At 66.9% G+C, this 13,154-nt stretch carries 15 protein-coding genes; 7 read left to right on the top strand and 8 right to left on the bottom strand.

What is annotated here, in order from left to right:
* Nucleotides 1-57: 57 nt before the first annotated feature.
* From ABT375_RS09755 to ABT375_RS09730, 6 genes are all read left to right on the top strand, one after another.
* A complete protein-coding gene (locus ABT375_RS09755) occupies nt 58-264 on the top strand; it encodes a hypothetical protein (protein ID WP_416462296.1) in 207 nt (68 codons plus the stop codon).
* 81 nt (nt 265-345) lie between these two features.
* Entirely contained in the window at nt 346-939 is a 594-nt protein-coding gene (locus ABT375_RS09750) for a nitroreductase family protein (RefSeq protein ID WP_416462295.1), read from the top strand.
* Between the two features lie 107 nt (nt 940-1,046).
* Nucleotides 1,047-1,625 carry a LuxR C-terminal-related transcriptional regulator gene (locus ABT375_RS09745; protein ID WP_261936195.1) on the top strand — a complete coding sequence of 193 codons (579 nt, stop codon included), beginning with the start codon at nt 1,047-1,049 and terminating at the stop codon, nt 1,623-1,625.
* A gap of 18 nt (nt 1,626-1,643) precedes the next feature.
* On the top strand, nt 1,644-2,321 hold the full coding sequence (locus ABT375_RS09740; protein ID WP_416464875.1) for a DUF969 domain-containing protein: 678 nt from the start codon (nt 1,644-1,646) through the stop codon (nt 2,319-2,321).
* Nucleotides 2,318-3,253 carry a DUF979 domain-containing protein gene (locus ABT375_RS09735; RefSeq protein ID WP_416462294.1) on the top strand — a complete coding sequence of 312 codons (936 nt, stop codon included), beginning with the start codon at nt 2,318-2,320 and terminating at the stop codon, nt 3,251-3,253. The genes ABT375_RS09740 and ABT375_RS09735 overlap by 4 nt, the downstream gene beginning before the upstream one ends.
* Complete coding sequence (locus ABT375_RS09730; protein WP_416462293.1) at nt 3,250-4,239, top strand: DUF2891 domain-containing protein; 990 nt, start codon at nt 3,250-3,252, stop codon at nt 4,237-4,239. The genes ABT375_RS09735 and ABT375_RS09730 overlap by 4 nt, the downstream gene beginning before the upstream one ends.
* A gap of 3 nt (nt 4,240-4,242) precedes the next feature.
* On the opposite strand, the gene ABT375_RS09725 is transcribed toward ABT375_RS09730, so the two are convergent.
* The 8 genes from ABT375_RS09725 to ABT375_RS09690 all read right to left on the bottom strand — a co-directional run bounded on the left by ABT375_RS09725 (nt 4,243) and on the right by ABT375_RS09690 (nt 11,764).
* Nucleotides 4,243-4,965: a winged helix-turn-helix domain-containing protein gene (locus ABT375_RS09725; protein WP_261936197.1), complete on the bottom strand. Its 723-nt coding sequence runs from the start codon at nt 4,963-4,965 to the stop codon at nt 4,243-4,245.
* Nucleotides 4,928-5,920 carry a sulfotransferase gene (locus ABT375_RS09720; protein ID WP_416462292.1) on the bottom strand — a complete coding sequence of 331 codons (993 nt, stop codon included), beginning with the start codon at nt 5,918-5,920 and terminating at the stop codon, nt 4,928-4,930. The genes ABT375_RS09725 and ABT375_RS09720 overlap by 38 nt, the downstream gene beginning before the upstream one ends.
* Nucleotides 5,920-7,065 carry a glycosyltransferase family 4 protein gene (locus ABT375_RS09715; RefSeq protein WP_416462291.1) on the bottom strand — a complete coding sequence of 382 codons (1,146 nt, stop codon included), beginning with the start codon at nt 7,063-7,065 and terminating at the stop codon, nt 5,920-5,922. The genes ABT375_RS09720 and ABT375_RS09715 overlap by 1 nt, the downstream gene beginning before the upstream one ends.
* Complete coding sequence (locus tag ABT375_RS09710) at nt 7,058-8,290, bottom strand: glycosyl transferase (protein WP_416462290.1); 1,233 nt, start codon at nt 8,288-8,290, stop codon at nt 7,058-7,060. The genes ABT375_RS09715 and ABT375_RS09710 overlap by 8 nt, the downstream gene beginning before the upstream one ends.
* Nucleotides 8,291-8,439: 149 nt before the next feature.
* On the bottom strand, nt 8,440-9,279 hold the full coding sequence (dapD, locus tag ABT375_RS09705) for a 2,3,4,5-tetrahydropyridine-2,6-dicarboxylate N-succinyltransferase (RefSeq protein WP_261936201.1): 840 nt from the start codon (nt 9,277-9,279) through the stop codon (nt 8,440-8,442).
* Nucleotides 9,276-9,947, bottom strand: coding sequence for a pyrimidine 5'-nucleotidase (locus ABT375_RS09700; RefSeq protein WP_416462289.1), 672 nt, complete (start codon nt 9,945-9,947; stop codon nt 9,276-9,278). The genes dapD and ABT375_RS09700 overlap by 4 nt, the downstream gene beginning before the upstream one ends.
* 172 nt (nt 9,948-10,119) lie before the next feature.
* Nucleotides 10,120-10,995, bottom strand: a complete 876-nt coding sequence (locus ABT375_RS09695) for a TIGR00730 family Rossman fold protein (protein ID WP_261936203.1) — start codon at nt 10,993-10,995, stop codon at nt 10,120-10,122.
* A gap of 76 nt (nt 10,996-11,071) precedes the next feature.
* A complete protein-coding gene (locus ABT375_RS09690) occupies nt 11,072-11,764 on the bottom strand; it encodes an extensin family protein (protein ID WP_261936204.1) in 693 nt (230 codons plus the stop codon).
* A gap of 158 nt (nt 11,765-11,922) precedes the next feature.
* On the opposite strand from ABT375_RS09690, the gene ABT375_RS09685 reads away from it, so the two are divergent.
* The gene (locus ABT375_RS09685) at nt 11,923-13,086 is read left to right on the top strand and encodes a phosphoserine transaminase (RefSeq protein ID WP_416462288.1); all 1,164 of its coding nucleotides are present in this window, start codon (nt 11,923-11,925) and stop codon (nt 13,084-13,086) included.
* The last annotated feature ends 68 nt before the right edge of the window (nt 13,087-13,154 follow it).

Genomic DNA, 13,154 nt, shown 5'->3' with positions numbered 1-13,154 from the left:
CGTCCGAACGAGCATTGCTTGTAGGACGCTTCTCTATAAGATCGATAGATAAGCTGCATGAGTCGGCGCGGAGTGTCTATGCAGGACGGACAGGAGCAGGATGGTTACGGCCCCGAGGGCCTGTTCGGGCGCTGGCGCGCGCGGCTGGTGCAGGCCTTGTTGCGCGAACCGTCCGTCGTGTTGATCGAGCGGGACGCCGACGCGCTGTTTCCCTTTACCCTCCCGGACGAGGCTTGCCTGCCGCCGCGCGAAACGGTGAATTGACGGAACGATCATTTCGCCATCGCGAAACATAGCCTAGATCGGGCACCTCATTTCCCATCGCCCCATTTTTCAGGAGATAGCATGGCCACTAATCCCCGCGCCGTCACGCGCGCCGTCGACAACCTGTTTCTGGAGCGCTGGTCGCCCCGCGCCTTCGATTCCTCGGCGATTCCGCAAGAGGATCTGGACACGATCTTCGATGCTGCGCGCTGGGCGCCGTCGGCGTTCAACTATCAGCCCTGGCGCTTCCTCTATGCGCATCGTGACGGCGCCGACTGGTCGCGCTTCCTGGACGTGCTGCTGCCCTTCAACCAGGGCTGGGTGCAGAATGCCGGCGCGATCGTGTTCATCCTGTCCGACACGCTGATGGCGGCGCCGGGGTCCGACGATTTCAAGCCGTCGCACAGCCACAGCTTCGACGCGGGCGCGGCCTGGGCGTTGCTGGCGCTGCAGGCGACGCGGCTGGGCTATCACACCCACGGCATGACGGGCGTCGATTTCGACAAGGCGCGCGCCGAACTGGCGGTGCCCGAACGCTTTCGTATCGAAGCGGCGGTCGCGATCGGCCGGCAGGGCGACAAGGCGATACTGCCCGAAGCATTGCAGGCGCGTGAAGCGCCCAGCGACCGCAAGCCGGTCGAAGCCTTCGCCCATGCGGGCAGTTTCGCGGGCTGATCTCCGATGGTGCTCCCCCGCCTTGCGGTGGGGGGGCGATCTGGGGCAGGATGGCCAAGGGCGTCGCAGCGGCGGCGCGTCTTCGCCACCACGAGTGCCTGTCGTTCATGTCCCTGTCCGAAATGATCGCCGGAAGCGCCGTCGCCGCGGTCCTCACCAATCCCCGACTGCCCGATAATCCGATCGTCGCGTGCAACGACGCCTTCGTGGCGCTGACCGGATACCGGCAGGCGGAAGTCGTCGGGCGCAATTGCCGTTTCCTGTCCGGCGCGCATACGGAGGCGGCGGGGATCGACGCCATCCGCGCCGCGCTGCGTGACTGGCGGCCGGTGCTGGTCGAACTGCTCAATTATCGCAAGGACGGTACACCGTTCCGCAATGCGGTGATGATTGCGCCGATTTTCGGAACGGACGGGGCGCCGGACTATTTTCTCGGTTCCCAGATGGTGGTCGAGGATGCGGCGACGCAGCGGGCGGACGACGCCGCCGCGCTGATCGCCACGTTGACCGAGCGCCAGCGCGCGGTGCTGGTCGGCATGGCGCAAGGCCGCCTCAACAAGCAGATCGCCTATGATCTGGGCCTGACCGAACGCACAGTGAAGATGCACCGTGCGGCGATGCTGCGCGCGCTGAATGTGCGCACCGCGGCGGAGGGCATCAGGCTGGCGATCGAGGCGGGGCTTTAGCATGGCGGGGGCGCATCGCTGATGGTGCTGCTGGGCATTGCGATCATCGTGGCGGGATTCCTGCTGCGCTTCCATCCGCTGCTGGTGATCCTGGCGTCGGCGATCGTCACCGGGCTGGCCGCGGGGCTCGATCCGCTGGCAATCCTCGCCGCCTTCGGCAAGGCGTTCAACGAGGCGCGTTATGTCAGCATCATCTGGATCGTGCTGCCGGTCGTCGGCCTGCTGGAGGCGCATGGGTTGCAGGAACGGGCGCGCGGCCTGATCGCGACGATGCGCGGGGCGACGGTCGGGCGCTTCCTGACCTTCTACCTGATCCTGCGGCAGATGCTGGCTGCGGTCGGGCTGACGTCGGTCGCCGGGCATCCGCAGACGGTGCGTCCGCTGGTCGCGCCGATCGCCGAGGCGGCAGCCGAAACGCAGGCGGGCGAGCTGGACGAGGATGCGCGCGAAGAGATCAAGGCCTGGGCCGCGGCGACCGACAATGTCGGGCTGTTCTTCGGCGAGGATATCTTTTTGGCCATCGGATCGATCCTGCTGATCAAGGGGCTGCTGGAGCAATATGGCATCAGCCTGGAGCCGCTCCAGCTATCGGTCTGGGCGATCCCGACCGCGATCGCCGCGCTGCTGATCCATGGTTTTCGCCTGTGGCGGCTCGACAAGCGGCTGGCGCGCATCCGGGCGGAGCGCGCGCCATGATCACGCTGCACTGGGTTTATGCGCTGGCGGGCGCGGTGTTCGCCGCCTTCGCGCTGCTGGGCGTGGCGGACCGCGGCAACCCGCGCCGCTGGACGACGGCCGCCTTCTGGGCCTTGCTCGCGACATCCATGTGGGCGGGTGATGCGCTGGGCGACCTGGGCAATGGCGTACTGGTGCTGGGCCTGGTCGCGCTGGGTGCGCTGGGGCTGGGCCGGGGCGACGGCGGCGTGCCGGCGGAGGTGCGGCAGGCGCGGGCCGATCGCTTCGTCAACCGGCTGTTCGCCATCGCGCTCATCATTCCGGTGACGGCGCTGGCCGGCACCTTCCTGTTCAAGGCCGCGCCCGGCTGGTTCGACCCGAAGCAGGCGACGCTGATCGCGCTGGCGCTGGGCGTGCTGATCGCGATGACGGCGGGGTGCCTGTGGCTGCGCGCCGGAGCGAGCGTGCCGTTGCAGCAGGGGCGGCGGCTGATGGATTGTGTCGGCTGGGCCGCGATCCTGCCGCAGATGCTGGCCAGCCTGGGCGCGGTGTTCGCGCTGGCGGGGGTGGGCGATGTCGTGGGCGCCATCGTACAACAGGCGATCCCGCAGGGCAGCCTGATCGGCGCGGTGATCGCCTATGGCCTCGGCATGGCTCTGTTCACCATGGTCATGGGCAACGCCTTCGCCGCCTTTCCTGTGATGACGGCGGCGATCGGTATTCCGCTCTTGATCCGCACCTATCATGGTGACCCCGCCATCGTGTGCGCCATCGGGATGCTGGCGGGCTTCTGCGGCACCCTGCTGACGCCGATGGCAGCCAATTTCAACCTGGTCCCGGCCGCCCTGCTGGAACTGAAGGACAAGCATGGCGTCATCAAGCGGCAGGTCGGCACCGCCGTCCCGCTGCTGATCGTCAACATCGCGCTCATCTACTGGCTGGCTTTCCCATGACGCTTCTGACGCCCGATATCGCGAACCGTTTCGCCGCGCTGACCCTGTCGCATCTGGGGCGGCGCTATCCCTACAAGATGGACCTGGTGATGGGCGGGCCGGAGGATGCGCGCGCGCCGGAGGATCATCACCCGATCTTCCACGGCAGTTTCGACTGGCATAGCTGCGTCCATGGCTGGTGGCAGGTGCTGCGGCTGATGCGCCTCTTCCCCGACATGGCGCAGGCCGGCGCGATCCGGGCGCGGGCCGACGCGATGCTGGTGCCGGACAAGGTGGCGGGCGAACTCGCCTATCTGCACCGGCCCTTGAGCGCCGGGTTCGAGCGGCCCTATGGCTGGGCCTGGGCGCTGGCGCTGGATGCCGAACTGGCGCGGCACGATGCGCCCTGGGCGGCGGCCTTCGCCCCGCTGGCGGACGCCTTCGCGGCGCGGTTCCACGCTTTCCTGCCCAAGCTGACCTATCCGCTGCGGGTCGGCACCCATTTCAACATCGCCTTCGCGCTCACCCTGACGCTGGACTGGGCGCAGACGTGCGATCCGGCGCTGGTCGCGCTGATCCGCGACAAGGCGATCGGCTGGTTCGGGCAGGATCGGGGATGCCAGGCGTGGGAGCCGGGCGGTGACGAATTTCTCTCGCCCGCTCTATGCGAAGCGCTGTTGATGAGCCGGCTGCTGGACCGCGCGGCCTTTGCCGACTGGTTCCACGCTTTCCTGCCCGATCTGGCAGGGGGCGAACCGGCGACCTTGTTCACGCCGGCCAGCGTGTCGGATCGCAGCGACGGCAAGATCGCGCATCTCGACGGCCTGAATTTGAGCCGTAGCTGGTGCTGGCGCGCGATCGCCGCTGCGCTGGGGCCGGACGATGCAGTCGCCACCTTGGCGCGCGACGCCGCGCAGGTCCATGTCGCCGCCAGCCTGCCCCATGTCGCGGGCGACTATATGGGCGAACATTGGCTCGCCACCTTCGCCCTGCTGGCGCTGGAGTAAGCGCTAGTTCGTGACCGAATGGACGAACATATAGCCTTCGTTGCGAATGGTGCGGATGACCGGGCCTTTGAGGCCGCAGGCGGACAGCTTGCGACGCAGGCGGCAGAGCTGGACGTCGATCGACCGGTCATAATGGTCGGCGGTCGCGCCATGGACACGGTCGAGCAGGCGGCTGCGGTCCAGGACCTGGCGCGGATGTTCGACGAAGACGCGCAGCAGCTGAAATTCGCCGTCGGAAAGGGACACGGCCGCTCCTTTCGGATCGAATAGCTGGCCGGTGGTCATGTCCACGCGCCAGCCTTCGAACGAGGCGAAGCCGCGCGCGGCGGGGGCGTCCGCGCGCGCGCCCGGCGCCATCCGGCCGCGTAGCGCGGCGCGGATGCGGGCCAGTAGTTCGCGCGGGTTGGCGGGCTTGCACAGGCAATCCTCCGCGCCCAGCTCCAGCGCGGCGATCCGGTCCGCTTCGCCGCAGGCGGCGCTATGGACGATGACCGGCAGGCGGCGCTCGATCGCCAGTTCGCGCAGCAGCGCCGCCCCCTGTTCCGGGGCGATGGCGGGGTCGAGCACCACCAGCGCATAATCATGCTGCGCCAGCGCCGTGCGCATCTGCAATGGCGATTCGGCGCACTCTACGATCAGGCCGTAGCGGGCGAAATTGTCAGCCAGCTGGGCGAACTGGGCGCTGTCGTTATCGACGATGAGAAGGCGACTGTGCGAGATCGTCATGCCCGCAAGGACGCTGCCGCCAGCGCAAAACCGTCCCGTCTCGCTTGTCCATGCGCGCCTGCCATTGCAGCCGCGCCGTCAGCAGGCGTTCGCCCGCAGCGTAATGGGCGCGTAGCTGGCTGGCCAGCGCGTCGTCGAGCAGGTCGCGCGTCGCCAGCGGGCGGCCGAACCGGCCGGACGCGTTGGCGCGGCGCAGCAGGCGACGGCTGACGCCGTACCAGCCGGGGATATCGATCAGCCAGCTCTTGTCGGCGACGGCGCGGCGGGTGAAGAGGTTCATCGCCCGCGCCAGCCAGAGCAGCGGGCGGCTGAGCGAAGGATTGCGCGCGCTCCAGTCGATATAAGCGAGGTCGACGTCCAGCCCGAAGCGCGCGGCATAAGCGGCGGCGAAGCCGCGCAGGTCGGCGCGGAAATCCTCATAACGAAAGACATGGACCTGGTCCGGCCCGAACAGGGCGTCATAATGGGCGATCAGGCGGATCGTGTCGAAATGGTCGAGGCGGAAGCCCGGCGCCTCGTCGCGTTCAGGCGCCACCGGGCTGAGCGAATCGCGGCCGAACAGATAGCGACGCAGGCCGAAGGTGCCGCCGCCCTTCACATATTGCAGCCAGGCCGACACGATCGCCGACAGCGGATCGCGCACGAAGATGACGATCTGCGCGTCGGGCAGGGTACGGCGGATGCGATCGGCGACATCCTTGCTGAGGTTGCCGGCCAGGCCGCCATTATTCAGCCCGCCGGTCAGATTTTCCTCGCACAAGATCATATCGTCAGGCGCGTCGCCCAGCCGTCGCCGCGCCGCCGCCGGATCGAAATGCAGCGCCCCGGCGTCGAGGAAGGCGGCGCGCACGGTCGCGCGCGGAATATAGCGGCGGTTGCGGACGGTGGGGTAGAAGCTGTCCTGGAACCAGGTCGTGCCGGTCTTGTGATAGCCGATATGGACGATCGCAGCCATCAGGCTGCCTGCGCCAGGGTTGCAGACATGGCCGCATCCGCATCGCCTTCGCCCAGGCAAAGGCGGCAATGCCGGTCCCAGGACAGGCTGTCCGCCGCCCAGGCGCGCGCCCTGTCGCCAATGCGGCGGCACAGGGCCGGGTCGGCGACCAGCAGGTCGAGCGCGGTGCGGATCGCGTCGATCGACTGGCCATCGACGATGAAGCCGGTCACGCCGTCGCGGACGAATTCGGCCGGGCCGCCATCGCGCCCGACGATGCACACCAGCCCCTGCGCCATGGCGTCGGCCACAGACAGGCCGAAGCCCTCGATCTCCGCGCCGTCCTCCATCGTAATCTGCGGGTGGAGGAAGATGTCGGCGGCGGCATAGGCGTCGGCCAGGTCGGCGGTCGACACATAGCCGGCCATGGTGACCACGCCGTCGAGGTCGCAATGGCGGATCGTCTCGCGCACCCGTACCGAATCGATGCCGCGGCCGACGATGACATGGCGCAGATGCGCGCCGCCCTGGACGCAGCCGGCGACGGCCCGCACGGCGGCGGCGATATTCTTGCGCGCGACGAGCCGGCAGACGGTGAGCAGTTGCGCGCCGCCCGCGCCCCGCGCGAAGGCGGTAGGCGCGCGCTCGGCCGGCATGATCACGCCGTTCCAGGCGGTGAAGGTGCGGTCTGTCAGATGCGGCAGGCGATCGAGCAGCAGCGCACGCGTCACGTCGCTGACCGCGACGATCCGCCGCGCACGGCGCAGCGCCAGTCGCAACAGCAGCAGCGCGATTCCGCGTGGCCGCCCGACCTCCCGGCCATGGACGGTGATGACCAGCGGACGCGGGAAGAGCAGGGCGGGCAGCGCCGCGCGCCAGGTGCAGGCATGGATCAGCGCCGGGCGATCGCCGCCCAGCCAGGCGCCCAGCATCGCCCGGAACAGTCGCGCATAGACCACCAGCATGGCCGCCGCGCCGACGTCGATCAGATCGACGCCATCCTGTCGCACCCGGCGCGGGCCGGCGGAGGATTTGGCGAAGACGGTGACGCGGCGACCCTGCGCGGCATAGGCGCGGGCGACTTCGCGCGCATAGGTCTGCACACCGCCCTCATCGGGGGCATAGACGCGGGCGACGAGCCAGAGCGATGGGGGCGCTTCAGACATGGGCGACCCGCTCCAGCCGTGGGAGGCCATCTAGGGCGGGGCGCGCCGCCGACTGGCTGCGCGCGAGATAATGGGTGAGCGCGCGCGCCGCCCGGACGCTGGCGGTGTCGCCAAGAGCGTCGAATGTGCGGGCGACGCCCTGCTGCTGCGCCTCCACATAGGCTGTATGGCTGGCGATGGCGTCGGCCGCCGCATCGGCGATGCCCTGCGCCGACTCCAGCACCGGGCCATAGCGCCAATGGCCATAGCTGCGGTCCTCCTGCCAGTCGGCGCGATGGCCGTTCAGGAACAGGCAGGGGCGGGGGCGGGCGAGATATTCGTAGATCTGGCTGGAGACGTCGCCCAGATAGAGCGAGGCCATATGGACATAGCGCATGTCGATGCTGGCCCGGCTGCCCAGGTCGATATGGACATGGGGCAGGCGCGCGAGGTCGGCGAGGCGGCGCTCCATCGCGGCGCGGCGTCGCCGATTGTCGAACAGGCGGATGTGCGGCGCGACGATCAGGTTGAACCGGTCGTCCTGCGCGAACTGGCGGATGACATCCTGCCCCATGGCCGGCCAGGAGGAGAGGCGGGGCGAGAAATGCGGATTGTAGAGAATGACCGGCCGGTCCTGTGCGAACAGGCGCTGGCGGTCGCTTTTGGGACCGGTCAGGTCGAATTTGCTGTAGCCGGTGATGGCGTAATGGCCTTCGCGGATCAGCCCTTCGTCCAGCATCCGCCGCCGCTGCTTTTCGCCCGCCAGCAGGACGAAGTCGAACCGGGCGATGCGCCGGTCATAGCCGACCGCCCGGTCGCCCGCCCCGTGACAGGTATGGATGAAGCGGGTGTCCGACAGGCCCAGCCGCTTGAGCAGCAGCGATGTGCGTTCGGGCACGACGATCGCGTCATAATCGACAAGCTTGCCCCGCGCGGCGAGCAGGACGGCCAGTTTGGGCGGGATCGTTCCGCCGGTCAGCCCGGCCAGCGCGTCCAGCCAGCGCCCGCCGCACCGCAGGAAGCTGATCGCCCCGGCCCCGCGGGTGGCGGCGATGTCGCGCGCCAGCGCCAGATGGTCGTCGGTCGCGGCCATGACATCCACGGCGAAGGCGGGGTCGCGCGACAGTGCGATCGCGACCGGCAGGGCGTGGAATAGCTGGTGGATTTGCGCGTTGAAGAAGAAGCACAGCCGTTGTGGCGGGGCCAACGCCGCAGCATCGCTCCGGTCGAACCAGTCGCGTCCCATGATAAACTCCATTCGATCAGACCCGAATGGAGGGATGGCGGACTTTTATCGCGGAGGAATTTCAGCATGCGTCAGGGCGTGGACGGCTTGCAACATTCGCGCGACGTAACGGCCGGGCAGCGTCATGAACGCCGGCCGGCCGATAGGGTTTAGTCGCGCAGCAGCTCGTTGATGCCGGTCTTGGACCGGGTCTGGGCATCCACGCGCTTGACGATCACGGCGCAATAGAGGCTGGGGCCGGGCGTGCCGTCGGGCAACGGCTTGCCGGGGAGCGAGCCGGGGACGATCACCGAATAGGGCGGCACTTCGCCCATGAAGACCTCCCCGGTGGCGCGGTCGATGATCTTGGTCGACTGGCCGATGAACACGCCCATCGACAGGACCGACCCCTTGCCGATACGCACGCCTTCGACCACTTCGGATCGCGCGCCGATGAAACAGTCATCCTCGATGATGACCGGATCGGCCTGGAGCGGCTCCAGCACGCCGCCGATGCCGACGCCGCCCGACAGATGGACATTCTTGCCGATCTGCGCGCAGCTTCCCACAGTGACCCAGGCGTCGACCATCGTGCCTTCATCGACGAAGGCGCCGATATTGACGAAGCTGGGCATCAGGATCGCGTTCTTCGCGATATGCGCGCCGGCGCGGGCGAAGGCGCCGGGGACCGCGCGGAAACCGGCGGCGCGGAACTCCGCCTCGCCCCAGCCCGCGAACTTGCTGGGTACCTTGTCCCACCAGAAACCGCTGCCCGGGCCGTTGTCGATCAGCGCATTATCGTTGAGGCGGAAGGACAGCAGCACCGCTTTCTTGAGCCACTGGTTGACCTGCCAGCCATCGGCGGTCGGCTCGGCGACGCGGCCCTTGCCGCTGTCGAGCAGGGCGAGCGCTTCATTGACCGCATCGCGCACCGCGCCCTGCGTGGTCAGGCTGACATTGGCGCGGTCGTCCCACGCGGCGTCGATAGTGGCTTGCAGGTCTTGGCTCATGGATGCTCCCCAATGATGGCGGCCAGAAATGGCGTCAGATGGTCGGTTTCATAATCGATGAAATCGGGATGATGGTCGTGATTGCCCGCTTCCGAGCCATTATTGACCCAGATGGTGGTCATGCCGATCGCCTTGGCGGGCTTGAGGTTGCGGGCCATATCCTCGAAAAAGGCGGCGCGGGTCGGATCGACGCCATGGACGCGGCACAGCGTGGCATAGCCCGACGGATCGGGCTTGGGCACATATTGGCAAGCATGGACGTCGTGAATCAGTTCGAACGCGTCGCCCAGGCCCAGCCGGTCCAGCACCCGCCGCGCATAGGCGGCGTCGCCATTGGTGAAGATCAGGCGGCGGCCGGGCAGGGCGGCGATATGGGCGTTGAGCGCCGTGTCTACCTCCAGCCGGTCCATCGATATGTCGTGGACATAGTCGAGATAGGCGTGCGGTTCGATGCCATGATGATGCATCAGGCCCGCCAGCGTGGTGCCATGCTCCATGAAATAACGCTTCTGCGTTTCCCGTGCGATCGCCGGGTCGCAACCGAGCAGCCCCTGGATAAATTCGCCCATCTTCACGTCGATCAGCGCGAACAGGTCCGCCTTCGCCGGGTAGAGCGTATTGTCCAGATCGAAGATCCAGCTATCGATATGGGCCATATCCGCGCGCATGGCCGCGCCCTAGTCCGGTGCGGGGGGAAGGGCAAGGCCTCTAACCCTTCTCCCCATACGCCCTAATCATCGCCGCGCAGGCGGGGATTCATCTCCCACCCTGTAATCCCGCCGCAAGGTCTGGAGATGGATTCCCGCCTTCGCGGGAATGACGAGCCTATATCCTATCTTCTCAACATCCCAGCGCTTCGCTGTCCTGATAGAAAGCCTGCACCGCATCCCAGGCGTCCTCCGCCGTCTCCACCCAGGTCAGCAGATTGAGGTCGCTGTGCGAAATCACGCCCTCATCCGCCAGTGCCTCGAAATCGACGACACGGTTCCAGAAATCCTTGCCGAACAGCAGGATCGGGATCGGTTTCATCTTGCCGGTCTGGATCAGGGTCAGCAGCTCGAACATCTCGTCGAACGTGCCGAAGCCGCCGGGGAAGACCGCCAGGGCGCGGGCGCGCAGCAGGAAATGCATCTTGCGCAGCGCGAAATAGTGGAACTGGAAGCTCAGCTCCGGGGTCACGAAGCGGTTGGGGGCCTGTTCGTGCGGCAGGACGATGTTCATGCCGATCGTGGTCTGGCCGGCATCCTGCGCACCACGATTGGCGGCTTCCATGATCGAGGGGCCGCCGCCCGAGCAGACGACGAAATGGCGGCATCCCGCCGCGTTCACCGGATATTGCGCGGCGATCCGGGCCAGACGGCGCGCTTCTTCATAATAGCGCGCCTTGGCGCCCAGATTCTCCGCGACCCGCTTTTGCTCCGGCGTCGTCGCGGCGTCGATCCGCGCCTGGACCTGATCCGGTTCGGGGATGCGCGCCGAACCGTAGAAGACGAAGGTCGATTCGATTTTCGCCTCGTCCATCAGCAATTGGGGTTTCAGTAGCTCGAGCTGGAAGCGCACCGGGCGCAGATCTTCGCGCAGCAGGAATTCGGTATCCTGGAAGGCCAGCTTGTAGGCCGCGCTCTGGGTCTGGGGCGTGTCGAGCTGCTTCCTGGCGTCATGGGCCTCTTCGCGGGCCGGACGGAATTTGCGTTCTTCGATTTCTTTTTTCGTCATTTGCACCAACTTAGTGTGCTGCAATGACAAATCCAAGTCTGCTTGGTTCGGACGGAATGCTCGACCCCATAATCCGTTAGCGGCAAAAGCCGCCGCGGCCGCCCATGTCAAAATGGAAATGGTCATGATGGGCGGCGTTGTAGTCGGGGCTTAGGACGGTGTTGAACCGCTTGCAGGCGCTGGCGTGGACCAGTTGCAGGAACTGGCGGGTCTGTCTGTCGCCGTCCCAATCCTTCTGGATGCTGATGCGCCGCCCGTCGGACAGGACGAAGGCGGATACGTCGATCGCATTGCTGTGCGCATGTTCGGACAATTTGCCGCTGCCCGCGATCGGCCGGCAATTATAGGTGCCGAACGTCTCGATCTTCTCGATCTCTGCGCCGAAGATCACGCGCGCGGCGGGTTGCACGCCATAGCGCGCCCAGGCGGCGAAATTGGCGGCCAGATTGCACGTCATCGCGCCCAGATTGGTGGCGGGCACGCCGATGTCGATCAGCTTCACGCTGTTCACCGCGCTGCATCCGCCCCCGAAATTCCGGTCGGGCAGGGGAGTGAAAGCGACCGCCTGCGATTGCAGTTTCGCGAAACATTGGCGCGTTTCCAGCGCCGGTTGTGCGGGCGCACGCACCGGCTGGGACGGGGGCGTCGGCGTGCGCGCCACCCGACCGCGCGGCACCAGGTCGCCGCTACATCCGCTCAATCCCAGCGCCAACAGCGCGGCCAGCGCGACGCCGTGCGCCGTCCCTATCCTTTTCGCCCACTCGCTCATGAGTCGGGATGCTAACAGGCAGAATCTTTACGAAGGTTAACGCCGCATTCGCTTCGTCCGATTTTCCTATGCGGCTTGACACTCCAGCCGAAATCTCTAGTGCCGCCGACGGGCCACGCGGTCCCAACGCCGCGCTGCTCTCTGTAAGGAGACGCTACATGACTGATCTGACTGCCGTTGACGCCACCCTTGCGCCTGCCGCAAAGCCCGCAACCCGTCCGGCTCGCCCCTTTTTCTCTTCCGGTCCCTGCGCCAAGCCTCCGGGCTGGGATGCCGCCAAGCTGGCGACCGAGTCGCTCGGCCGTTCGCATCGCGCCAAGATCGGCAAGACCCGCCTTGCCTACAGCATCGACCTGATGCGCGAGCTGCTGAACCTGCCCGACACGCACCGCATCGGCATCGTGCCGGGCAGCGACACCGGCGCTTTCGAAATGGCGATGTGGACGATGCTGGGCGCCCGCCCCGTCACCACGCTGGCCTGGGAAAGCTTCGGCGAGGGCTGGGTGACGGATGCCGCCAAGCAGCTCAAGCTCGACCCCACCGTCATCCGCGCCGACTATGGCCAGTTGCCTGACCTGACGCAGGTCGATTTCAGCAACGACGTGCTGTTCACCTGGAACGGCACCACCTCGGGCGTGCGCGTGCCGAATGCCGACTGGATTCCGGCCGACCGCGAGGGCCTGACCTTCGCCGACGCGACCAGCGCGGTGTTCGCCTATGACATCGACTGGGCGAAGATCGACGTCGCCACCTTCTCCTGGCAGAAGGTGCTGGGCGGCGAGGGCGGCCATGGCGTGCTGATTCTCGGCCCCCGCGCTGTCGAGCGTCTGGAAACCCACGCTCCCGCCTGGCCGCTGCCCAAGGTGTTCCGCCTGATGGCGAAGGGCAAGCTGGCCGAAGGCGTGTTCAAGGGCGAAACCATCAACACGCCGTCCATGCTGGCGGTCGAAGACGCGATTTTCGCGCTGGAATGGGGCAAGTCGCTGGGCGGTTCGGCCGGCCTGATCGCGCGCAGCGACGCCAATGCGGCGGCGCTCAGCAAGATCGTCGCGGAGCGCGACTGGCTCGGCCATCTCGCCGTCGACGAAGCGTCGCGGTCGAAGACCAGCGTCTGCCTGACCGTCGAAGGCGCCGACGAAGCCTTCATCAAGGCTTTCGCCGCCCTCCTCGAAAAGGAAGGCACCGCCTATGACATCGCCGGTTATCGCGATGCCCCGGCCGGCCTGCGCATCTGGTGCGGCGCGACCGTCGAAACGGCGGATATCGAGGCGCTCGGCCCATGGCTCGACTGGGCCTACGCCCAGACCAAGGCTGCCGCTTAACTTCTATTTTTACCGTCATTCCCGCGAAGGCGGGAATCTATCTCCGGTCCTATCGACATAGGCAATGT

Source organism: Sphingomonas sp. VDB2 (assembly GCF_047946695.1).
Taxonomy (GTDB): Bacteria; Pseudomonadota; Alphaproteobacteria; order Sphingomonadales; family Sphingomonadaceae; genus Sphingobium; species Sphingobium bisphenolicum.
This window is presented reverse-complemented; position numbering and strand designations above follow the sequence as displayed.

Bases quoted from the DNA above. Each gene is read 5' to 3' on its own strand.
- ABT375_RS09755 (WP_416462296.1), top strand. From the start codon at position 58: ATGAGTCGGCGCGGAGTGTCTATGCAGGACGGACAGGAGCAGGATGGT.
- dapD (WP_261936201.1), bottom strand. From the start codon at position 9,279: ATGAGCCAAGACCTGCAAGCCACTATCGACGCCGCGTGGGACGACCGC.
- ABT375_RS09715 (WP_416462291.1), bottom strand. From the start codon at position 7,065: ATGTCTGAAGCGCCCCCATCGCTCTGGCTCGTCGCCCGCGTCTATGCC.
- ABT375_RS09685 (WP_416462288.1), top strand. From the start codon at position 11,923: ATGACTGATCTGACTGCCGTTGACGCCACCCTTGCGCCTGCCGCAAAG.
- ABT375_RS09690 (WP_261936204.1), bottom strand. From the start codon at position 11,764: ATGAGCGAGTGGGCGAAAAGGATAGGGACGGCGCACGGCGTCGCGCTG.
- ABT375_RS09720 (WP_416462292.1), bottom strand. From the start codon at position 5,920: ATGGCTGCGATCGTCCATATCGGCTATCACAAGACCGGCACGACCTGG.
- ABT375_RS09710 (WP_416462290.1), bottom strand. From the start codon at position 8,290: ATGGGACGCGACTGGTTCGACCGGAGCGATGCTGCGGCGTTGGCCCCG.
- ABT375_RS09750 (WP_416462295.1), top strand. From the start codon at position 346: ATGGCCACTAATCCCCGCGCCGTCACGCGCGCCGTCGACAACCTGTTT.
- ABT375_RS09745 (WP_261936195.1), top strand. From the start codon at position 1,047: ATGTCCCTGTCCGAAATGATCGCCGGAAGCGCCGTCGCCGCGGTCCTC.
- ABT375_RS09725 (WP_261936197.1), bottom strand. From the start codon at position 4,965: ATGACGATCTCGCACAGTCGCCTTCTCATCGTCGATAACGACAGCGCC.
- ABT375_RS09730 (WP_416462293.1), top strand. From the start codon at position 3,250: ATGACGCTTCTGACGCCCGATATCGCGAACCGTTTCGCCGCGCTGACC.
- ABT375_RS09735 (WP_416462294.1), top strand. From the start codon at position 2,318: ATGATCACGCTGCACTGGGTTTATGCGCTGGCGGGCGCGGTGTTCGCC.
- ABT375_RS09700 (WP_416462289.1), bottom strand. From the start codon at position 9,947: ATGCGCGCGGATATGGCCCATATCGATAGCTGGATCTTCGATCTGGAC.
- ABT375_RS09695 (WP_261936203.1), bottom strand. From the start codon at position 10,995: ATGACGAAAAAAGAAATCGAAGAACGCAAATTCCGTCCGGCCCGCGAA.